Origin of the sequence: Pseudomonas sp. BF-R-01 (genome assembly GCF_019946615.1) — a bacterium.
GTDB lineage: Bacteria > Pseudomonadota > Gammaproteobacteria > Pseudomonadales > Pseudomonadaceae > Aquipseudomonas > Aquipseudomonas migulae.
In genome coordinates this window covers 1-21,324 of sequence record NZ_JAGYFX010000013.1, presented here as the reverse complement: position 1 = coordinate 21,324, position 21,324 = coordinate 1, and the positions used below count along the sequence as shown (strand labels likewise).

Genomic DNA, 21,324 nt, shown 5'->3' with positions numbered 1-21,324 from the left:
AGGAGCCGGCTTGCCGGCGATGGCGTCCTCAAGATCGCCATCGCCAGCAAGCTGGCTCCTACAGGGGGGTGTCGTTGCCGATTTTTTATCTGAGCCACCGGAGACACCCGTGCCACCGTTGACCACCCGCGAGATTTACCAGCTATTGCGCGACGCCGCCCTGGAGGTTCGTCCCCTGCGGCTGATAGGCGAACCTTCCGCATCCGGCCTGGTGCAAGTCGACATCGAGGGTTGGCAACTGACCCTCGACATCGACGATAACCACTTGCGCCGCTGCCAACGCTGCCTGAGCCCGGACGGCCGCGAGGGCCTGTTCGACAATTGGCAACGTTACGGCACCGACCCGGTCAGTCTGCTCAGCACCTGGGAGCTGGCGCAGATAGAACGCCTGCTGACCGAGCTCAAAAACGCGGTTTGACCGCCTTCCAGTCCGGTTTGTAACGCTGCATCTGCTTCACGTCATCGCGCTGGCGGATGCCGCAGGTCAGGTATTGGTCATGCAGCTTGCCCAGTTGATCGTGATCCAGTTCCAGACCCAACCCCGGCGCGCGAGTGATTTTCACGCAGCCATCGACGATCGGCAGCTTGCCGCCCTTGATCACTTCTTCATCCGGCTCCTGCCACGGGTAATGCGTGTCGCAGGCGTAATCCAGATTGGGCACCGCGGCCGCAACATGCGCCATCGCCATCAGGCTGATGCCCAGGTGCGAGTTGGAGTGCATCGACACGCCAAGACCAAAGGTGTCGCACATTTTCGCCAGCGCCTGCGTGTCGCGCAGCCCGCCCCAGTAATGGTGATCGGCGAGGACAATCTGCACGCTGTTCAACGCCACGCTACGCCGGAACTCGTCGAAATCGGTGACCACCATGTTGGTCGCCAGCGGCAGCCCGGTACGCTTGTGCAACTCGGCCATGCCGTCGAGGCCCGGCGTCGGGTCTTCGTAATATTGCAGGTCATCGCCCAGCAACTCAGCCATGCGAATCGATGTTTCCAATGACCAGTTGCCATTCGGGTCAATGCGCAGCGGGTAACCGGGGAAGGCCTTTTTCAGCGCCTTGATGCACGACACTTCGTGCTCCGGCGGCAGCGTGCCGGCCTTGAGTTTGATGCTCTTGAAACCGTAGGCCTCGATCATCCGCCGCGCCTGGGCAACGATCTGCTCTTCGTTCAGCGCCTCGCCCCAATTGTCCGGTTTGTACGGTGAATCGACATGCTGCGCGTACTTGAAAAACAGGTAGGCGCTGAACGGAATCTCGTCGCGAATCGCCCCGCCCAGCAAGTCCACCAACGGCACGTTCAACGAATGCGCCTGCAAATCCAGGAACGCCACTTCGAACGCCGAATACGCATTGCTCACCGCTTTGCTGGCATGGGAGCCCGGTGCCAGTTCCGCGCCGGCAATGCTCGCCGGTTTGTGCGCCGCCACGGTGGCCTGGACGATGCGCCGCAGTTGATTGAGGTCGAACGGATCGAGACCGATCAATTGCGATTGCAGTTGCTGCTGGATCAACAGCGCCGGCGCATCGCCGTAACTTTCACCGAGACCGATGTAGCCATTGTCGCTCTCGATCTCGATGATCGAACGCAGCGCGAACGGCTCATGAATCCCGCTGGCGTTGAGCAGCGGCGGATCACGGAAAGCGATGGGGGTGACGGTGACTCGTTTGATTTTCAAGAGGCTGCTCCCTTTGGACCTGAGCTCAAGGCTTGATGACTGACTGATTTTTCTGACGCTGCGATGTCGGCAGGTTGGCCGCTCAACACGCGAACGGGGTCACCACGCGGGGCGGTGCGGGCAAAGAAGATCACCACTGCCGCCACCAGCGAGGTGGCCGCCAGCCCGTAGAGACCGCCCTCGATGGAGCCGGTTTTTTGTTCGAGAAAACCGAACGCTGTCGGGGCGACGAAGCCGCCGAGGTTGCCGATGGAGTTGATCAACGCGATCACCGCCGCGGCGATGCGCGCATCCAGATAGCCTTGCGGAATGGGCCAGAACAGTGCCGAGGCGGCCTTGAAACCAATCGCGGCAAAACAGATGGCGACGAAGGCAAAGACCGGCCCGCCAGTGGTGGACATGAACATGCCGAACGCAGCGATCACCAGGGTCAAGGCGACCCATGCCTGCTGGTATTTCCATTTGCTGGCCATGGCGGCGAAGCCATACATCGCGACGATGGAAATGATCCACGGAATCGAGTTGAACAGGCCGACCTGGAAGTCGCCGAGGTTGCCCATTTTCTTGATCATGCTCGGCAGCCAGAACGTCGCGCCGTAGATGGTCAGGGCAATGGAAAAGTAGATGAAGCAGAACAGTGCGATCTGCTTGTCGGCGAGCAATTTGAACATCGACGGCTTGACCGTCTGCGTCGCCTCGCGGGCCTGCTGTTCGAGGGCGATGGCGCCCACCAGTGCGTCCTTTTCTTCCGCGCTCAGCCAATTCGCCTGGCGTGGATGGGACTGCAACCAGAACCAGACAAACCCGCAGAGCACGATCGAGGCGAAGCCTTCGATCAGGAACATCCACTGCCAACCGTGCAGGCTGAAACCGCTGACGTGCAACAGCGCACCGGACACCGGCCCGGAAATCACCGAGGCAATGGCCGAGCCGCTGAGGAAGATCGCCATGGCCTTACCGCGTTCGGTCGACGGCAACCATTGGGTGAAGTAATAAATGATGCCGGGGAAGAACCCCGCTTCGGCCGCACCGAGGATGAAGCGCAGCACATAGAAACTGGTTTCGCCGCGCACGAACGCCATGGCCATGGCCGCTGCGCCCCAGGTGAACATGATGCGCGTCAGCCAGGCGCGGGCGCCGTAGCGTTGCAGCAGCAGGTTGGAGGGGACTTCGAAGATTGCGTAACCGATGAAGAATAGCCCGGCACCGAGGCCATAGGCGGCGGCACCAATGCCGAGATCGGTTTCCATGTGACTGCGCACGAAGCCGATGTTGACCCGGTCGATGTAATTGACGATGAACATCACCACGAACAGCGGCAGCACATGGCGCTTCACCTTGGCCGCTGCGCGGGCGAGCACAGTTGGATCGGGCGGACTCTGGAGGGTATTCAAGGGGGCGACTCCCGTTCATTGTTTTTTTAGGGACGCGCCGATCATGGACGCCGACATTGATCCCGTCTAATCTAACTTGGCATTCGATTGATACCTGGATTAGATCAATGTTCGAACTGACCCAACTGCGCTGCTTCACCACGGTTGCCACCGAACTGAACTTCCGGCGCGCCGCCGAACGGTTGAACATGACCCAGCCGCCGCTCAGCCGACAGATTCAGCTGCTGGAGCATCATCTGGGCGTCGAGCTGTTCACCCGCACCACCCGCAGCGTCGCCCTGACCGCCGCTGGCCGCGCCTTCTTCATCGAGGCGCAGAACCTGCTCGAACGCGCGCAGCAAGCCGCCGCCACCGCCCGGCGTTTTGCCGAGGGCGATATCGGCACGGTCAACATCAGTTTTGTCGGCAGTGCGGTGTATGAATTCCTGCCCAAGGTCATCGCCGAAGCCCGCCTCAAGCAACCGCACGTGAAAATCGACCTGTCGGAGATGAATACCTACCAGCAGCACGAAGCCCTGCGCGCCCGCCGTATCGACCTGGGCATCGTCCGCGCGCCATTGCTGGAACCGGGATATGCCACCGAGTGCCTGGTGCGCGAGCCGTTTGTCCTGGCCGTGCCCAGCCATCATCGATTGGCCAGCGCCGAAACCGTGTCGGTCAAAGACCTCGATGCACAACCGTTTCTAATGTACTCCCACGCCGCCTACCCACCGTTCAACGAACTGCTGACCGGCATGCTGCGCTCGGCCCGCGTCGCCCCGGAATACGTGCAGTGGCTGGGTTCGTCGCTGACCATTCTGGCGCTGGTCAACGCCGGCATGGGCCTGGCGCTGGTGCCACGGTGCGCCAGCAGCGTGGTGTTCAAGAACGTTGTGTTTCGCGATATCGACCTGGGGGAAGGCGTGCAGAGCGAGTTGCATCTGATCTGGCGCGAGAACAATGACAACCCGGCGTTTGCCATGTTGCTGGAAGGGATTCGCACGGCTGTTCGTGAAGGCTGGGGGTTGTGAGGGCTGAGCTGATTTCGTCGGTGTTTGTGCTGCCGTCTTCGCGGGCAAGCCTCGCTCCTACGGGTTTGAGTTGAAACACAATTTTGTGAACGACACCAACCCTGTAGGAGCGTGCGATGCGGCGACCCGACTTGCCCGCGAAGACATTTGTGTTATCGCCATCGCCGGCAATCCTTGCACCTGAAGATGTAGCGGTGAAGGTACGTCCGTCGGACACACGAAGTCGGCGGTAAATATGCGCTCCTGCCCCGTGAACCTTGTTTCAACTCCCCAGTCTTACAGCGGCGCCAATTCCTCCCCTAACCGCTGCCATCTCTTCAGAGCTGTCCCTCCATGCGCCAAACCGCCCACGCCTTGCGCTTGACTTCGCTGTGCCTGTTTACCTTGCTTTCCATTACCACCCGCCCCGCCCACGCCGGCGCGGAACGGCAACTGGTGGAAGCCATCAACGATTACCGCGCCCACCCGCAGCGCTGCGAGCGGCGTCCCGCCCAACGCTTGGCACCGCTGGCGCTGAAATCGAATCTGGCCTTGCCGGTCGGCTACGGCGGCGGCTTGCGGGACCGGTTGAAAGCGTCCGGTTATCAGGCTGTGACCGTGCGCAGCCTGCGCGTGGTCGGCGCGCAGGATGCCGAAGAGGCCTTCGACCTGCTGCAGAGCGATTACTGCTCGGCATTGCTGGATAGCCAATACGCCGATATCGGCGTCAGCCGCAGCCGCAGCGAATGGCAAGTGGTACTGGCGCGGCCGGTGCTGGACAGTCAAATGAACGACGCGCGAGCCGTCAGCAAGGCGTTGCTCGCCCAGGTCAACGCCGCGCGGGCGAAACCGCGTCTCTGCGGACGCCAGCGCTTTGCCGCCGCCCGACCACTGGCCTGGAATGCCAGCCTCGGGGCAGCGGCGCAGGGCCACAGCAAGGCAATGGCCTACGGAAATTACTTCGCACACCGCGATCCCGACGGCGATATGCCTGCCGACCGGGCGCGGGCTGCCGGATTCCGTGGCCGCCAGATCGGCGAAAACATCGCCGCAGGCCAAGGCTCACCGAGCAAGGCAATGGCAGGCTGGCTCGCCAGCCCCGGACATTGCGCCAACCTGATGAGCCCGTTGTTCACCCAAGTGGGAGCCGCCTACGCGACGGACGCGCGCAGTGACCAAGGGGTTTACTGGACGATGTTGTTTGGAGCGCCTTGAGGCCGGTCACACCATGGCCAGCGTGATGCGTCACGCTGGCCGCCGCACCGCCCTCACCTTCCCGCTGCCACCGCCGCCGCAGAAGAACTGATCGCCGCCATCGGACTCAAGTCCCGACACGCCGACTCCGGTCGGCATCTTGACGCTGTGCAGCACTTCCCCGGTTTTGGCATCCACGCGGCGCAGCTCGCTTTCATCCCCTTCCCACGTTCCATGCCACAGCTGCCCGTCCACCCAAGTCACGCCGGTAACGAAGCGGTTGGACTCGATTGTGCGCAAAATCGCGCCGGTCTCGGGGTCGATCTGGTGGATCTTCCGGTCGCGATAGCGGCCGACCCACAGCGTCCCCTCAGCCCAGGTCAGCCCGGAATCATTGCCGCCACCGGGTGCCGGGATGGTGTTGAGCACTTTGCCGGTCTGCGGGTCGATTTTCTGGATGCGGTCGGCGGCGATCTGGAACAGGTGCTGGCCGTCGAAGGCCGTGCCTGCATCGGCGCTGACGTCGATTGAACGCAGGGTCTTGCCGCTGGCCGGGTCAAGGGCGATGAGTTTTTCGCCACTGGCAAACCAGACGCGCTCACCGTCCCAGGTCACGCCATGCACGCTGTCGACACCGGCGAACGGGCCATATTCGCGGAGGATTTCTGCGGTTGAGTGTTTCATCTCGGTTACCTCTTCAGGGGTTCGTGGCGTTCATCCTAGTCACTCGGCAGTGGCGCCGGGAGTAACAAGGTCGTCGCGAAACCCGGTACCGGCGGGGTCATCCAGCGCCGCGCCCGGCCACGTCCGAATGGCTGCACTTTGCCGGCCGCCGCCAGCGCGTCGAGTGTGCGCTGCACCGTGCGCTGGCTGGTGTCGAGCGCCAACGCCAGCGCCGAACTCGACCAGGATTCGCCGTCGGCGAGCAAGGCAAACAGCGCCGCGTGTCGTTCTTCGACCGGTTGCGCCAACACCACTACGTCAGATGAAACCAGCGCCACCAGCGCAAACCCGCGTTGAGTGGCGATGACGCCCGCCAAGGGTTTCAGCGCCGCACGCAAGCGCCCGACTTCGACACGCAAGCGCGCTCGATGGGACTCGTCCGACAGCTTCAGGCGGAACGCCCGGCGGATCAGGGTTTCCCTCGATACGTCCGCAGGCCACGCTTCGGCCAACGCCCGAGCGAGGGTGAACAACACCGGGCGCCTGGCGAGGGAAACCGACATGCCGACGCCGCGCACGGCATAACGGCAGGCGTCCACCACCAACGCGGTCGAGCCGAGCACGGCTTCAACTTCATCCAGCCACAACGGTCGCTCTTCGCTATGGGCGATCAGGCGCGCCGCCGGGGAATTCAGGACGTTAACGGCGTTTTCGACTTCGCCGATAAGCGCCGGGACACCCGCCTCGCGTGCGACATGTTCGGCCCTCGCCAGGGCAAGCCGGGCTGTTTGCGATTGCAGGCGGCGGATGGCAATTCCTGCCACCACCAATTCATGGGCGGCGCGCAGCACCGGCGGCAACAGTGCGGGATCCAGCGCAGCCAACAGGGCGTCCGCCTCGTCAAGCCGACCGATCAGCAACAATCGTCGAATCTGCAGATACCGCGCGTGAGCGGCGTTCACTCGATCTCCGTGGGCCTCAAGCGTCAGGCGTGCCGTTTCGAGCGCCTTCACTGGCCAGCCCAGGTCACGCGAAGCCAGCGCAATTTCGGCCTCGGCCACCACGCAGCGCGCCCGTGCCAACGGCTCTTTCGGCCCGAATGCGCGCGCGGCGCTTTTCACCAGCGCTTTCGCCCGAACCAGATCGCCGAGCTGCGCCATGGCGATGCCGCGCAACGCGAGCGCGGGCGCATCGTCACGCAACGCCACCCGGTCAAGCGCGCCAAGCGGATCACCCGCCGCGAGCGCCCGCGCTGCGGCGGTGATCAATGAGTCCATAAGAGTAGCGCCACGGTTGTCGCCCCTGCCGTTCGATAACCCTGGTTAGTCTAGTCACGCGGCAGCTGAGCACGGGGCGCGATTGTTTGCGTTTGTAAGGGCCTCATCGCCGGCAAGCCGGTCTCACTCCCACAGGGATTGCGGGGCTTGCACAAAATACGTGGGAGATTCTATGTTGCAGGCCAACCCTGCATCATCAAACGTCAAGATTGCCAGGAGTCATGCCATGAACACGTATCAGCCTTTGGATTGCGATCTGCACGACTATCTCGAGATTGCCTGCCTGCGTGGTTATCGACTGCATATCGAGTTGATGGATGGCGCAAGCCTGACGGCCAAAGCGCTGACGACACGGACGTCCAGCGACAAAGAAGAGTTTCTCTGTGTTGAATCGGCAGGCGGCCCACAGGAAATCCGTCTGGATCAGCTGCTGGCCGTGACGCCGCTGGACGACAATGCGCAGTTTGGACGCGTGGTGCTTCAGGGCGCGAACTGCTCGTTCTAGCACTCGGTGTGCCGGCCCCTCAATTCAGGTCCGTGAAACGTAAAAAGCCCCGCCCTCTCAAAGAGGACGAGGCTTTCGGCAGCCGCCGTTCAATCGGCGTTCAGCAGCACCGCGTCGTGCAGCTGCGTTTGCCGTAACGTGCTTCCTGACGCTCGCGGAAGAATGCTGAATAGCTCATGACCGGCTGGTCCGGATGATTCAGCTTCATCTGCGCGACGTAGTTGTCGTAATCCGGAACGCCCACCATCAGGCGCGTGCTCTGGCTGAGGAACCTGGCGGCAAGCTGCAGTTTGCGGAACATGGCAAAAGCCTCTTTGTGGTGTTGGACGACCTCATCAAACCGCACTCATGTATCTGCATTGTGTCCGCGACCGGGGGATTTGTATGTTCAAGTGGCTGAACGAACCCGACAAACCGTCCCCCCGTTCACAGAACCAGCCTGCGGTAATCCGCCAGCACACTGCTCAGATAGGCGTTGAAACGCCCCGCCGCCGCGCCATCGATCACGCGATGATCCCAACTCAGGCTCAACGGCAGCATGTTGCGCGTCACAACCTGCCCGCCCTCCAGCGCAAGTCGCTCCGTGCTTTTGCCCACCCCGAGAATCGCGACTTCCGGCGCATTGATGATCGGCGTGAAATACGTCCCGCCAATGCCGCCCAACGACGAGATTGAAAAGCAGCCGCCACTCATCTCGGCAGCGCTCAACTTGCCCGCCCGCGCCTTTTCAGCCAGCGCCGACATTTCCCGGGCAATCGCCAGCACCCCTTTCTGATCGACGTCCTTGATGACGGGGACGACCAACCCTTCGGGTGTATCGGCGGCAAAACCGATGTGGCAATAACCCTTTAACACCAGTTCGTCGCCATTGAGGCTGGCATTGAACTCCGGGAATTTTTTCAACGCGCCCGCACAGGCTTTCATCAACAACGCCAGCAACGTCAACTTGACCCCGCTGCCGGCCTTTTCCTTGTTCACCTGCACGCGGAACTGTTCGAGTTGCGTGATATCCGCGTCGTCGTGATTGGTCACATGGGGAATCATCAGCCAATTGCGATGCAGGTTGGCCCCGCTGATTTTGCGGATGCGCGACAGTGGCCGGGTTTCCACCGGCCCGTACTTGGCAAAATCCACCACCGGCCAGGGCAGCAATCCGCCCAACGGCTGGGCACGGGTTTCAGTTACCGTCAACGCGCCTTTCACATGGGCCAACACATCGTCCTTGGTGATGCGGCGACGCAGGCCCGTGCCTTTAATGGCCTTGAGCGAAACACCCAGTTCTCGAGAAAACTTGCGAACCGATGGCGATGCCAGCGGCAAGTCCGTTGGCGGATCAACCGCTTCGATGAGCAACCCTGGCGAGGCAATCGGCTGAGGCTCTATGACCGTTGCAACCGGCTCGATGCGCGGTGCCGGCGCCGCCGATAGCCCTTCACTCTCGATAAAGGCAATCGGCGATCCCTCGCTGACTTTGTCATCCAGACTGACCACCAACGATTGCAACACACCCGTGTGCGGCGATGGAATTTCCATGGACGCCTTGTCCGTCTCGACAATGATCAGGGTCTGCCCTTCGACCACCGCATCGCCCGCCTTGACCGGTATTTCGATGACACCGACATCCTTGGCATCGCCGATGTCGGGCATTCGCACTTCATGCACATTCTTCATGACCATTTCCTGAAAATTCGACTCGACCTGAAGCCCGGCTTCAAGCGTCCCAAGGCGCGATGGCGTCAACATCAATCCCGTAGCGCGCAATCGCTTCGGCACACACGCCGGCATCGAGGCGCCCGTCCTGAACCAGTGACGTCAGGGCACTCAAGACGATCTGATGGCGGTCCACTTCGAAAAACGCGCGCAACCGGCTGCGGGTATCACTGCGGCCAAAACCGTCGGTGCCGAGCACTGTGTAACGCGCCGGCGCGTAGCTGGCGATCAGTTGGGGCAAGGCGCGCACGTAATCGGTGCTGGCAATGATCGGCGCCGCGTCGTTGAGAGATTCCTGAACGTGGCTGCGCCGCGCCGGTTGTCCCGGATGCAGGCGATTCCAGCGCTCCACCTCACGGGCCTCACGGGCCAGCTCGGTGAAGCTGGTGACGCTCCAGACCTCGCTGTCGATGTTCCAGTCGCTGGCCAGCAACTCGGCTGCCGCGATCACTTCAAGCAGGATCGCGCCGGAACCCAGCAACTGAACGCTGCCGCGTGCGTCCTCGACTTCATGCCGGGCGAACAGGTACATGCCCTTGATAATTGCCTGTTCAACGCCCTCGGGCAGGTTGGGCTGCGGGTAGTTTTCGTTCATCAGCGTGACGTAGTAAAACTCGTCGACCTGACGCTCCAGCATCTGGCGCATGCCGTGATCGAGGATCACCGCGAACTCACCGGCGAACGCCGGATCGTAGGCCCGGCAGTTGGGCACCATCGCTGCCATCAAGTGGCTGTTGCCGTCCTGATGCTGCAAACCTTCGCCCCCCAGCGTCGTGCGCCCCGCCGTGGCGCCGAGCAGAAACCCGCGCGCCCGCTGGTCCGCCGCCGCCCAGATCAGGTCGCCGATGCGCTGGAAGCCGAACATCGAGTAGTAGATGTAGAACGGCAACATCGGCAAGCCATGCACCGAATAGCTGGTCGCGGCAGCCACCCAGGAACTGATCGCCCCGGCCTCGCTGATGCCCTCTTCGAGAATCTGCCCGTCGAGGGCTTCGCGATAGCTCAGGATCGAACCAATGTCCTCCGGCTCATAACGCTGGCCCACGCTGGAATAAATCCCGATCTGCTTGAACAGGCTGGCCATGCCGAACGTGCGCGCCTCATCAGCCACGATCGGCACGATGCGCGGCCCCAGTTGTTTATCCCGGAGCAAGCCGCTGAGCATCCGCACGAAGGCCATGGTGGTGGACATTTCCTTGCCTTCGGCGGCAATAGCGAACCCGGCGTAGCTGTTGACGTCGGGCACGGCCAAGGACGTCGACGTGGTGGGCCGCGACGGCATATAGCCGCCCAATGCCCGGCGACGTTCATGCAGGTAGCGCATTTCGGCGCTGTCGTCGTCGGGTTTGAAGAAGCTCAGCGAGGTCGCCTGTTCATCGGTCAACGGCAAATTGAAACGGTTACGGAAGGCGATCAACGCGTCCTTGTCGAGTTTCTTCTGCTGGTGCACGGTCATCTTGCCCTGCCCGGCATCGCCCATGCCGAAGCCTTTCTTGGTCTGCGCCAGAATCACCGTGGGCTTTCTGCCCTCGCGCATCGCGCTTTGGTAGGCGGCGAAAATCTTCACCACGTCGTGGCCACCGCGTTTGAGGCGGTCGATCTGTTCATCGGTCAGGCCCTGGGCCAGATGTGCCAGGGCTTCGTTCTGGCCAAAGAACTGATCGCGGTTGAAACGCCCGTCTTTGGCAGCGAACGTCTGGAACTGGCCATCGACCGTGGCGGACAGGGCCTTGACCAGCGCGCCGTCGTGATCCCGGGCAAACAGTCCGTCCCAGTCAGAGCCCCAGACCAGTTTGATGACGTTCCAGCCGGCCCCACCGAACAGCGCCTCCAGCTCGTCGATGATGCGACCGTTGCCCCGCACCGGACCGTCCAGACGCTGAAGGTTGCAGTTGACCACCCACACCAGATTATCCAGCCCTTCGCGTGCCGCCAGCGTCAGGGCCGACATGCTTTCCGGCTCATCCATTTCACCGTCGCCGAACACCCCCCAAACGGTGCGCCCGGCGGTGTCTTGCAAGCCGCGGTGTTCCAGGTAACGCATGAAACGCGCCTGGTAGATCGAGCTGATCGGACCGATGCCCATCGAGCCGGTCGGGAACTGCCAGAAGTCCGGCATCAACCACGGATGCGGATAACTCGACAGGCCCCGGGCGCCATTGGCGCGTGCGCCGATCTCTTGCCGGTAATGCTGCAAGTCCTTCTCTTCGAGGCGGCCTTCCAGAAAAGCCCGTGCATAAACGCCCGGCGCCGAGTGCGGCTGGTAGAACACCAGATCGCCGCCGCTGGTTTCTGTGCGCGCCCTGAAGAAGTGGTTGAAGCCCACCTCAAACAAATCGGCGGCGCTCGCGTAGCTGGCGATGTGGCCGCCAAGTTCCCCGTAGGCCTGGTTGGCCCTCGCCACCATGACCAACGCGTTCCAGCGCATGATCGAGGCCAGGCGTTCTTCGAGCGCCAGATCCCCCGGGAACACCGGCTGCTGCTCAACGCTGATGGTATTGATGTAGGGCGTGCCGTGACGGGGTCGCCAATTCATCTCGCAGGTGCTGGCCAGCGTCACCAGCATGTCCATGATCTGCCGGGCCTGCCCGGCGCCGCCATGGGCGATGACCGATAGCAAGGCATCGCGCCATTCAGCGATTTCCTCGGCATCTTCCGTGGTCTGGCCGGGTAACTGGGCATGAAGATCGGACGGGTTCATGGGCATCTCCTGCAAAAGGCTGATTCGTTATCAATGCGCGGTGGAGGGTTTGCTCGGGCCAGGCTTTTGACCTGCTCGACCGCTTCGATGACGGAGCGCTCGGTCCGGGCATCCCGGGCTATCGGGTAAATATTGATTCTGCGCTTGGGCAAATCGCGTAAAAAGCGCTTATCCAGTTCGCCAGCCACGACAAGGCAGTAATCACAGGTGGATGTGTGCGCTTCAAACATTCCAGCGGCCATCGGCGCGACATCAACCTGCATCAGTGCAATGTTTTCAAAACAACTGAAACTGTGGTGAATCAACTCTAGATGTTCACTTCCCAGTCCAGCAGTGATCACCACAATGCGCGTGCCACTTGAGGGCTCGCGCATCCATTTCCTGGCGTTATTACAACGGTCGGCAGATCGGCTCATAGGCGTTGCCTTTCTTATTGGGTGTGTTTGATTGAGCGGGCGAAGACATCCGCTAAATAACGTAGCGCTCCTGCAGCACGCTTTTCGCCAGACTCCGGGTCGCCAACAAAACGGCTTCCACCTGTCGATCCATCGCTGCATGGGTTGAGGCGACGGTTCCCAGGTCGACGACGCGCAGCGAGTGACCGCAGACGGATCCCAGCCAGGTCAGGCCCGGCACCGTGCCGACTTCGACGTCCAGTAAAAAACTGCTTTTGCACACGCCGCGCAGCAATTGACGGGCATCACACGCTTGCTCGGGGCTGGACCCGACCCGCAACCAGTCGAGCATCAATGCCCTGCATTGCTTGACGGCCAGGTAAGCCACCTGATCCCAGTCGTCGATGGCCACGTGCAGCTGGTCGATCATGTATTTGGGCAATGCGGCACTGGTCACGATGACCACCCCGGCATCCGCCGAGGGTTCCTTGATCCAGACGGCGGATTGCGATATCGCATGCATGGCGCTACTCCTGGCGGTTGAACGTTGTCCCCTTTCCTGTAGGAGCCGGCTTGCCGGCGATGAGGCCCGTGGGTTTTGCATCGATCTCAAGGCCGCCATCGCCGGCAAGCCGGCTCCTACAAGGGTTCGGTGACAGACACGAAAATGTGAACAACACAATCCACTGTAGGAGCCGGCTTGCCGGCGATGAGGCCCGTGAGTTCTGCATCGATTTCGAGGCCGCCATCGCCGGCAAGCCGGCTCCTACAGGTTTGTGATCAGCCGTTACGGAACAGGAAGCTGTAGGCATTCAGCGCAGGCACCCCGCCCAAGTGTGCGTAAAGCACTTTCGAGCCTTCAGGGAACTCGCCACGGCGAACCATTTCGATCATCCCGTGCATGGATTTCCCTTCGTACACCGGGTCGGTCAGCACGCCTTCAAGTCGGCCGCACAGGCGGATGGCTTCCAGCGTGCCGTCGTTGGGCAAACCGTATTCCGGATAGGCAAACCGTGTGTCGAGCACCACATCTTCTTCGGTGATTTCGCGCCCCAGCTCCACCAATTCAGCGGTGTGCCGGGCGATACGCAGGATCTGTGCCTTGGTTTTTTCCGGTTTGGCCGAAGCGTCGATACCGATGACATTCTTCGAACGGCCGTCGGCGGCAAACCCGACCACCATGCCCGCCTGGGTGCTGCCGGTCACCGAGCAGACCACGATGTAATCGAACTTGAAGCCGAGTTCTTTTTCCTGCTGGCGGACTTCCTCGGCGAAACCGACGAAGCCGAGACCGCCATACGGATGCTCGGAACAGCCCGCCGGGATCGGAAACGGTTTGCCGCCGCGCTCAACCACATCGTTCATCGCCTTTTCCCAGCTGGGCCGGATACCGATGTCGAACCCGGCGGCGTCCAGTCGTACATCCGCGCCCATGATGCGAGACATCTCGATGTTGCCAACGCGGTCATACACGGCATCGGAGTAGTTCACCCAGTTTTCCTGGACCAGCACGCACTTCATACCCAGGTGTGCGGCAACGGCAGCGACCTGGCGGGTCTGGTTCGACTGGATCCCGCCGATGGACACGAGGGTGTCGCAGCCCTGCTCGATGGCCTCGGGAATCAGGTATTCAAGCTTGCGCGTCTTGTTGCCACCGAAGGCCAGGCCACTGTTGCAGTCTTCACGTTTGGCATACAGCTCGACCTTGCCGCCCAGGTGTTCGCTGAGGCGTTTCAAGGGGGTGATGGGCGAAGGACCGAAGGTCAACGGATAGCGTTTGAAACGATTCAGGTTCATGACTCTGCTCCTTGATTATTGGATATCCAAGCGCCAGACCGAAAGGCAAACAGGCTGCATTCCAGGTTCTTTCAGAGGGGCTTCGATGAGTTCAATATTAAGAACAAAGCCAAAAATATGTGTTGCAAGTTTCAATACATTAAAGAAACATAAATCGCCGCCTATCACTTCAAACAACTTTTTATTGCGTAGAAATCCATATGAACGCAACAAATACTCACAAGAAAACCGGCACATCCAGCCCGGAGCCACACCCGCTGGACCGCACCGACCGCGCCATTCTCAAGGCGCTGCAACGCGACGCTTCCATCTCCAATGTGGCGCTTGCCGAGAAGGTCAAACTGAGTGCGCCGGCGTGTTTGCGCCGCGTTGAACGCCTCAAGCAGGCGGGTTTGATCAAGGGCATCGTCGCGTTGCTGGACAATGACGCGCTGGATGCGGGCATGGTGGTGTTGATCGGCGTGGTGCTGGACCGCTCGACGCCGGAATCCTTCGCTGCCTTCGAGGCTGCGGCGCAAAAGGTTTCCGGCTGCATGGAATGCCATGTGGTGACGGGGGAATTCGACTACTTCATGTTGATACGAACCAAGGACAGCAACAGTTTCAACCGCCTGCACGCGGAGCAATTGTTGTACCTGCCCGGTGTGCGGCAGATTCGTTCGTTCATGGGGTTGCGCCAGGTGGTCTCGACGCCGCAGATACCTCTTTGATGGCCCGTGTCAGCCGCGCAACTTGCGCGGTGACCGGGCCCGATCCCGCTTTATTGACCCGGTTTGGCCACCGCCACGCGCCACACCTTGTTACCGACATCGTCCGCCACCAGCAGCGCACCGCTCTGATCAAGCGCTACGCCCACCGGACGCCCTTGAGCCTCGCCTTCGCCATTGAGGAAACCGGTAAGGAAATCCACCGGTAAACCTGAAGGCTTGCCGTCGCTGAACGGGATGAACACCACCTTGTAGCCGGCCTGCGGATTGCGGTTCCACGAGCCGTGTTCGCCGATGAACACGCCATTGGCGAAAGCGCTGGGCATGCCGCGCGAGTCAGAGAACGCCAGGCCCAGCGGTGCGACGTGGGTGCCCAACGCGTAATCCGGGGCGATGGCCTGGGCCACCTTGTCCGGGCGCGGCGGCTCAACCCGGGTGTCGACGTGGTTGCCGTAGTAACTCCATGGCCAGCCGTAAAACGCGCCGTCTTTTACCGACGTCAGGTAATCCGGCACCAGGTCGCTGCCGATTTCGTCGCGCTCATTGACCACGGTCCACAACTGGTTCGAACCGGGTTTCCAGGCCAGGCCGTTGGGGTTGCGCAGACCGCTGGCAAACAGACGCTTGTCTGCGCTTTTAACGTCAACTTCCCAGATGGCCGCCCGCCCTTCTTCGGCCTCCAGACCGTTTTCGCCAACGTTGCTGTTGGAGCCCACGGTGACGTAAAGCTTGGTGCCCTCAGGGTTGGCGAGCACGTTCTTGGTCCAGTGGTGATTGATACCGGCAGGCAGATCGGTGACTTTCACCGGCGTCGCCGTGATCTCGGTTTGCCCCTCGCTGTAAGGCACCTTGACCAGGGCGTCGGCGTTGGCGATGAACAGCTCGTTGCCCACCAACGCCATGCCGAAGGGTGACGTCAGTCCACTCATGAACACCGTGCGCAGTTCTGCGTGACCGTCACCGTCGGCATCGCGCAACAAAGTGATTCGATTGGCGCTGGGCGCATCGGCGCCGACACGGCCCATCACAAAACCCATCGCGGTGCGCCGCGCCCAGGCCAGCGGACCGCTGCCACCGTCAGTGGCGCCTTCAGGCATCGGCGGGTGATTGCTCTCGGCGACCAACAGATCGCCATTGGGCAATCTGTAGATCCAGCGCGGGTGGTCGAGGTTTTCGGCCAGGGCCGTCACCGTGAAACCGGCGGGCGCTTTCGGCTTGTCGCTGCCGGCCCAGCCGATGGCCTTGGACACCTTCAACGTCGGGATCAGCGTAGTCGTGGGCTCAGGCAACTGCGGGCTCGGGCCGACACTGGCCTGCGGCGGCAGTTTGGAAGATTCACCACACGCGGTGAGCAACGCGGCAGCGGTCATCAAGAGCGCCAGTCGGCGGGAGACAGTCATGGTTCGAACCTCGCAATGGCCATCCGTGGGCCAATTTAGGAATAGGCAAAATCCCGTCGAGTATCGCGGCGCCGATTCGTTTCAAACACCGCGCGCGCCACAAATCAATTTTGCCTGAATCGCACGAATGCAAACGTCCAATGCCGGGCACTATCCCTGACAAAGACGCAACCCACTGTAGGAGCCGGCTTGCCGGCGATGGGGCCCGAGAGTTTTGCATCGATTTCAAGACCGCCATCGCCAGCAAGCCGGCTCCTACAAGGGTTTGGTGGCGGGCACGAAAAAGGTGAACAACACGATCCACTGTAGGAGCCGGCTTGCCGGCGATGAGGCCCGTAAGGTTTGCATCGATTTCAAGGCCGTCATCGCCGGCAAGCCGGCTCCTACAAGGGTTTGGTGGCGGGCACGGGAAAGGTGAACAACACGATCCACTGTAGGAGCCGGCTTGCTGGCGATGGGGCCCGGAAGGTTTACATCGACTCCAAGGCCGTCATCGCCAGCAATCAGGCGGGATTCAGCAGTGCCTCGCGCAGCAGCCTGGCCGCCGGCGAATCCGGTACGCCTTTGCGCGACACCAGTTCATAGGGTTCGCTGCGTGAGGTGATCGGCAGCGGCAGCGTGGTGGTGAAGCCGTAGCCGGAGCAGAACTTCGCTACGTCGGTCGACACCAGTGCGACGAGGGTCGGGTTTTCCTGGAGCAGCGACAGAGTGGCGAAGGCCGAGGTGGTTTCCAGCAAATGCACCGGGAAACGCAGGTCGGCCTCATGAAACTCGCGCTCCAGCAACAGCCGCATCGGCATGTTGGCGCGATAGACGACCCAGCGGTAATCCACCAGGTCTTTCAACGACAACTGGCGGGCATAGGCGAACGGATGCTGGGTGCTGGCGATCACCGCCAGGGTTTCCTCGACGAAGGTCGAGCTCTCATACAAGTAGGGGGTGGTGCTGATGGTGGTACGGCAGATCGCCAGGTCCAGGCGCCCGGCATCGAGCTGGCTGAGCAGCGCGGCGCTGGTGTCTTCGACAATCTCGATGGACAGCTTCGGGTTGTCGGCGATCACCCGGCTGATCGCCGTGGTCAGCAGCGGCACGGCGCCCATGATGGTGCCGACCGACACGCGTCCGCCCTCGCCGCTCATGATGCCGATGATCTCTTCGCGCAGGTGCGCAAGGTCAGTCTGGATCAACCGCGCGTACCGGATGACCGAACGCCCGGCGTCGTTCGGCTCAAGCCCGCGGTTAGTGCGGGTGAACAGCGCAGTGCCGAAAGTGGTTTCAATTTCTTGCAGCGCCTTGCTCGCGCCGGGCTGGGTCAGCGCGACCTGTTTGGCCGCGCCCAGCAACGAGCCGTGCTCATCCAGGGCGATCAGCAAACGGAGCTGCTTGACGTGCAGGCGGGACATGATCGAGTTCAGTGAGGGCGTCATCAGGGTTAACTAAAAGTTATAGAGGTATCGAAAGTTGTCAGTATCGAGGCTGGCCAAGACGGCCCTATAGTCCACCCCACAGCCAGGCAATGCAATGGGTTTGACCAGAGCGCGAAAGCCCTCCTGCCCCAGACCGGTTGCAACAATAACAATCCTGTATAACTTGTGGTGAATCATGTCACTCATCAATTACGTCACCAAAATCCAGTTCGGCTACGACAGCCTGCAGCACCTGGCCGCCGAAGCCGAGCGCGCCGGCATCACCCGGCCGCTGATCGTCACCGATGTCGGCGTGCGCAATGCCGGCATCGTCGACAAAGTCATCGCCGCCCTCGGCAGTGACCGCGCACCGACAATTTTCGACGCCACCCCGCCCAATCCGAATGAACACGCCGTGCGTGAAGCCGTGGCCCAATACCACCTCGGCGAGTGCAACGGCATCATCGCTGTCGGTGGCGGTTCATCGATCGATCTGGCCAAGGGCGTCGCGGTCTGCGCCACCCACGACGGTCCTCTGCAAAGCTTCGCGGTGATTGAAGGCGGACTGGATCGCATCACCTCGGCCACCGCGCCGCTGATTGCAGTTCCGACCACGGCGGGCACCGGTAGCGAGGTGGGTCGCGGCGCCATCCTGATCCTCGACGATGGTCGCAAGGTCGGCGTTATCTCCCCCTATGTCGTGCCGCGCGTGGCCATCTGCGATCCGGAGTTGACCCTCGGTCTGCCGCCCATGCTCACCGCCGCCACCGGCATGGACGCTATCGCGCATTGCATCGAAACGTTCATGGCCCCGGCCTTCAACCCTGCCGCAGACGGCATCGCCCTCGACGGCCTGTGGCGTGCCTGGGAACACATCGAACGCGCGACCGCCGAGCCCGGTGATCGCGAAGCGCGGATGAACATGATGAGCGCGTCCATGCAAGGCGCGCTGGCCTTCCAGAAAGGACTGGGCTGCGTGCACAGCCTTTCCCACGCCTTGGGCGGCATCAATCCGAAACTGCACCACGGCACTTTGAACGCGATTTTTCTACCGGCGGTCGTGCACTTCAACGCCAACGCCCCGACCGTCCGCGACGAGCGCAAACTGGAACGACTGCGCCATGCCATGGGCCTTGAGGCCGACGCGAACATCGGCGCAGCCATCGAAGACATGACCAAACGCCTGGGCCTGCCGACCCGCCTGAGCCAGATCGGCGTCGATGAAAGCCTGTTCGCCGGCATCGTCGAGGGCGCGTTGCACGATCACAGCCACAAGACCAATCCGCGCGAAGCATCCTCGGCGGACTACCTGTCGATGCTCGAACAATCGCTGTAAGCAGCCGCTGCCCAACAACAATAAATCAGGAGGCAACCGCGCCGTCGATCTCACCCCCCGAGCATCGACGACAGCGGAACAATCATGAAGCCCACCGTCCTTATCGAACGGCAAGACGCCATTGCCATCGTCACCCTCAGTCATCCGGGAAAGATGAACGCCCTGACCCTGTCCATGTGGCAAGACCTGGGTGACGTCATGACCGAACTGTCCGCCGACCTCAGCGTGCGTTGCGTGGTGTTGCGCGGTGCGGGCGAACAGGCCTTTGCCGCCGGCGCCGATGTCGGCGAGTTTCCGAGCGTGCGCGCCAACCAGGCGCAAGCCCGACACTATGCCGAAGTCACTTCAGCGGCGATGCGCGCGGTTGTCGACTGCCCGCACCCGGTGATCGCGATGATCCACGGCGTGTGCGTCGGCGGCGGTCTGGAAATCGCTGCACTCTGCGACCTGCGCATCTGTGGCACGTCCAGCCGCTTCGGCGCGCCGGTCGGCAAGCTCGGGCTGGTCATGTCCTATGACGAAATGGCCGGGCTGGTGGCGCTGGCGGGACGCTCGACGACCCTGGAGATTCTCCTTGAAGGCCGCATTCTCGACGCCAACGACGCCTACGTGAAAAACCTCGTGACCCGCGTCGTACCGGATGCCGAAGTCGAATCCGAAACCCTCGCCACCGCCAAACGCATCATCAACGGCGCCCCGCTCGTCGCCCGCTGGCATCGCCAGGCGGCACGACAACTGGAAGCGGGCATCGCCCCCACCGTCGAGCAGATCGACAGCAGTTACTCCTGCTACGAAACCGACGATTTTCAGATCGGCCTGAACGCGTTCATCGCCAAAGCCAAACCACAATTCGAGGGCAAATAACATGGGACCGCTGACAGGAATGCGCGTGGTAGAACTGGCTCACATCATGTCCGGCCCGGTGTGCGGCATGATGCTGGCCGACATGGGCGCTGACGTGGTGAAGGTCGAGAAAGTCCCGGACGGTGATGATTCGCGCCGCTTCTCGCCGATCATGGCCAGCGGTGAATCCGCTTCGTTCATGGTGGTCAACCGCAACAAGCGCGGGATCGGCCTGAACCTTAAAACCGAGGGCGGCCGCGACGTTCTGCGCCGCCTGCTGATGGACGCCGACGTGGTCACGGAAAACTACCGCGCCGGCACCATGGAAAAATTCGGCCTCGGTTACGAAACCCTGAAAACCCTCAACCCCGGGCTGATCTACTGCGCGATTTCCGGTTACGGCCGCAGCGGGCCGTTCGGCGAGAAAGGCGGTTTCGACCTGATCGCCCAAGGCATGAGCGGCATGATGAGCATGACCGGCGAAGCCGGGCGTGAGCCGGTCAAGGCCGGTTCGCCGGTGGCCGACATCAACTCCGGCATCCTCGCCGCCCTCGGCATCTGCGCCGCGTATGCCGCGAAACAGAAAACCGGCCTTGGGCAGATGGTTGACACCTCGCTGTTCGAAGCCGGCCTGCAACAAATGTACTGGCCAGCAGCGGCGTATTTCGCCGACGGCACCATCCTGCCAAAAATGGGTTCGGCGAACTCCACCAGCGCGCCGTATCAGGTGTTCCGCACGGCGGACGGCTGGATCAACATCGGCGCCGCCAACCAGGCCAACTACGAACGACTGGTCGAGGCGCTGGCCGTTCCGCAATTGAAAGCCGACCCACGCTTCGCCAGCAACGCCTTGCGCATGGAGCATCGCCTGGCGCTGGTGGAAATCCTCAACGAAGTGCTGGTCGCACGCACCACGGATGAATGGATGGTGTTGTTCGACAGCCTCGGCCTGCCTGCCGGGCCGGTCCTCGACATCGCCGCCGCGTTGGCCCACCCGCAAACCAAGGCACGCGGCATGGTCGTCGAGACCGAACACCCGACCGAAGGCCGGGTGCGCGGCATGGGCTTGCCGATTCACTTCTCCGACATGGACAACGCCGCGCCACCGACCAGCCGCCCTGCACCGCTGCTCGGCGAGCACACCCGCGAAGTGCTGAAGGAAAGCGGGTATGCGGAAAACGAAATCGACGAGTTGATTCGCACCCAGGCGGTGGTCGCACTCGCTTCCTGAACCGAACTGTGTGGGAGCGAGCCTGCTCGCGATGGACGTTAACGAAAACGCGTTTTTGGCTGGATAAACGCGGCGCCCTCAGGTCCATCGCGAGCAGGCT

General features: G+C 61.9%; 20 protein-coding genes. 8 read left to right on the top strand and 12 right to left on the bottom strand.

What is annotated here, in order from left to right:
- Positions 1 to 109: 109 nt before the first annotated feature.
- Entirely contained in the window at positions 110 to 418 is a 309-nt protein-coding gene (locus KGB27_RS07795) for a hypothetical protein (RefSeq protein WP_223553808.1), read from the top strand.
- Here KGB27_RS07795 and KGB27_RS07790 read toward each other — a convergent pair.
- Together KGB27_RS07790 and KGB27_RS07785 are read right to left on the bottom strand one after the other, a co-directional pair.
- Complete coding sequence (locus tag KGB27_RS07790; RefSeq protein WP_008033863.1) at positions 402 to 1,676, bottom strand: glucarate dehydratase family protein; 1,275 nt, start codon at positions 1,674 to 1,676, stop codon at positions 402 to 404. The two genes, KGB27_RS07795 and KGB27_RS07790, sit on opposite strands and share 17 nt — an antisense overlap.
- A complete protein-coding gene (locus KGB27_RS07785) occupies positions 1,673 to 3,070 on the bottom strand; it encodes an MFS transporter (protein ID WP_223553805.1) in 1,398 nt (465 codons plus the stop codon). Before KGB27_RS07785 ends, KGB27_RS07790 begins: the two co-directional genes overlap by 4 nt.
- 107 nt (positions 3,071 to 3,177) lie before the next feature.
- Here KGB27_RS07785 and KGB27_RS07780 point away from each other — a divergent pair, with 107 nt between their 5' ends.
- Together KGB27_RS07780 and KGB27_RS07775 are read left to right on the top strand one after the other, a co-directional pair.
- Positions 3,178 to 4,080, top strand: a complete 903-nt coding sequence (locus tag KGB27_RS07780) for a LysR substrate-binding domain-containing protein (RefSeq protein ID WP_008033861.1) — start codon at positions 3,178 to 3,180, stop codon at positions 4,078 to 4,080.
- Between the two features lie 333 nt (positions 4,081 to 4,413).
- Entirely contained in the window at positions 4,414 to 5,274 is an 861-nt protein-coding gene (locus tag KGB27_RS07775) for a CAP domain-containing protein (RefSeq protein WP_008036363.1), read from the top strand.
- Positions 5,275 to 5,304: 30 nt separating this feature from the next.
- On the opposite strand, the gene KGB27_RS07770 is transcribed toward KGB27_RS07775, so the two are convergent.
- Together KGB27_RS07770 and KGB27_RS07765 are read right to left on the bottom strand one after the other, a co-directional pair.
- Positions 5,305 to 5,937: a glutaminyl-peptide cyclotransferase gene (locus KGB27_RS07770; protein ID WP_223553802.1), complete on the bottom strand. Its 633-nt coding sequence runs from the start codon at positions 5,935 to 5,937 to the stop codon at positions 5,305 to 5,307.
- A 35-nt stretch (positions 5,938 to 5,972) separates the two neighbouring features.
- The gene (locus KGB27_RS07765) at positions 5,973 to 7,193 is read right to left on the bottom strand and encodes a helix-turn-helix domain-containing protein (protein ID WP_223553800.1); all 1,221 of its coding nucleotides are present in this window, start codon (positions 7,191 to 7,193) and stop codon (positions 5,973 to 5,975) included.
- 226 nt (positions 7,194 to 7,419) lie between these two features.
- Between KGB27_RS07765 and KGB27_RS07760 the strand changes: the two genes are divergently transcribed.
- Complete coding sequence (locus KGB27_RS07760; protein WP_223553797.1) at positions 7,420 to 7,698, top strand: Rho-binding antiterminator; 279 nt, start codon at positions 7,420 to 7,422, stop codon at positions 7,696 to 7,698.
- Positions 7,699 to 7,798: 100 nt separating this feature from the next.
- On the opposite strand, the gene KGB27_RS07755 is transcribed toward KGB27_RS07760, so the two are convergent.
- From KGB27_RS07755 to KGB27_RS07730, 6 genes are all read right to left on the bottom strand, one after another.
- Positions 7,799 to 7,999, bottom strand: a complete 201-nt coding sequence (locus KGB27_RS07755) for a YbdD/YjiX family protein (RefSeq protein WP_008033844.1) — start codon at positions 7,997 to 7,999, stop codon at positions 7,799 to 7,801.
- Between the two features lie 125 nt (positions 8,000 to 8,124).
- A complete protein-coding gene (locus KGB27_RS07750; RefSeq protein WP_223553795.1) occupies positions 8,125 to 9,369 on the bottom strand; it encodes a dihydrolipoyllysine-residue acetyltransferase in 1,245 nt (414 codons plus the stop codon).
- Positions 9,370 to 9,409: 40 nt separating this feature from the next.
- Positions 9,410 to 12,109, bottom strand: a complete 2,700-nt coding sequence (gene mdeB / locus KGB27_RS07745) for an alpha-ketoglutarate dehydrogenase (RefSeq protein WP_223553793.1) — start codon at positions 12,107 to 12,109, stop codon at positions 9,410 to 9,412.
- Positions 12,106 to 12,525, bottom strand: coding sequence for a hypothetical protein (locus KGB27_RS07740; protein WP_223553791.1), 420 nt, complete (start codon positions 12,523 to 12,525; stop codon positions 12,106 to 12,108). The genes mdeB and KGB27_RS07740 overlap by 4 nt, the downstream gene beginning before the upstream one ends.
- A gap of 52 nt (positions 12,526 to 12,577) precedes the next feature.
- Positions 12,578 to 13,027: a hypothetical protein gene (locus KGB27_RS07735; protein WP_008036370.1), complete on the bottom strand. Its 450-nt coding sequence runs from the start codon at positions 13,025 to 13,027 to the stop codon at positions 12,578 to 12,580.
- A gap of 257 nt (positions 13,028 to 13,284) precedes the next feature.
- Complete coding sequence (locus KGB27_RS07730) at positions 13,285 to 14,301, bottom strand: 1-aminocyclopropane-1-carboxylate deaminase (protein WP_008045265.1); 1,017 nt, start codon at positions 14,299 to 14,301, stop codon at positions 13,285 to 13,287.
- A gap of 200 nt (positions 14,302 to 14,501) precedes the next feature.
- On the opposite strand from KGB27_RS07730, the gene KGB27_RS07725 reads away from it, so the two are divergent.
- Positions 14,502 to 15,011 carry an Lrp/AsnC family transcriptional regulator gene (locus KGB27_RS07725; RefSeq protein WP_223435162.1) on the top strand — a complete coding sequence of 170 codons (510 nt, stop codon included), beginning with the start codon at positions 14,502 to 14,504 and terminating at the stop codon, positions 15,009 to 15,011.
- Positions 15,012 to 15,061: 50 nt separating this feature from the next.
- Here the strand turns inward: KGB27_RS07725 and KGB27_RS07720 are convergent, their stop codons facing one another.
- Both KGB27_RS07720 and KGB27_RS07715 read right to left on the bottom strand, forming a co-directional pair.
- Positions 15,062 to 16,408 (bottom strand): PQQ-dependent sugar dehydrogenase, encoded by a 1,347-nt coding sequence (locus KGB27_RS07720; RefSeq protein WP_223553789.1) that lies wholly within the window; start codon positions 16,406 to 16,408, stop codon positions 15,062 to 15,064.
- A gap of 503 nt (positions 16,409 to 16,911) precedes the next feature.
- Positions 16,912 to 17,835, bottom strand: a complete 924-nt coding sequence (locus KGB27_RS07715) for a LysR family transcriptional regulator (RefSeq protein ID WP_008033815.1) — start codon at positions 17,833 to 17,835, stop codon at positions 16,912 to 16,914.
- 175 nt (positions 17,836 to 18,010) lie between these two features.
- On the opposite strand from KGB27_RS07715, the gene KGB27_RS07710 reads away from it, so the two are divergent.
- The 3 genes from KGB27_RS07710 to KGB27_RS07700 all read left to right on the top strand — a co-directional run bounded on the left by KGB27_RS07710 (position 18,011) and on the right by KGB27_RS07700 (position 21,224).
- Entirely contained in the window at positions 18,011 to 19,150 is a 1,140-nt protein-coding gene (locus KGB27_RS07710) for an iron-containing alcohol dehydrogenase (RefSeq protein ID WP_008043085.1), read from the top strand.
- A gap of 84 nt (positions 19,151 to 19,234) precedes the next feature.
- A complete protein-coding gene (locus KGB27_RS07705; RefSeq protein ID WP_223553786.1) occupies positions 19,235 to 20,014 on the top strand; it encodes an enoyl-CoA hydratase-related protein in 780 nt (259 codons plus the stop codon).
- Position 20,015: 1 nt separating this feature from the next.
- Positions 20,016 to 21,224, top strand: a complete 1,209-nt coding sequence (locus KGB27_RS07700; protein ID WP_008033811.1) for a CaiB/BaiF CoA transferase family protein — start codon at positions 20,016 to 20,018, stop codon at positions 21,222 to 21,224.
- The last annotated feature ends 100 nt before the right edge of the window (positions 21,225 to 21,324 follow it).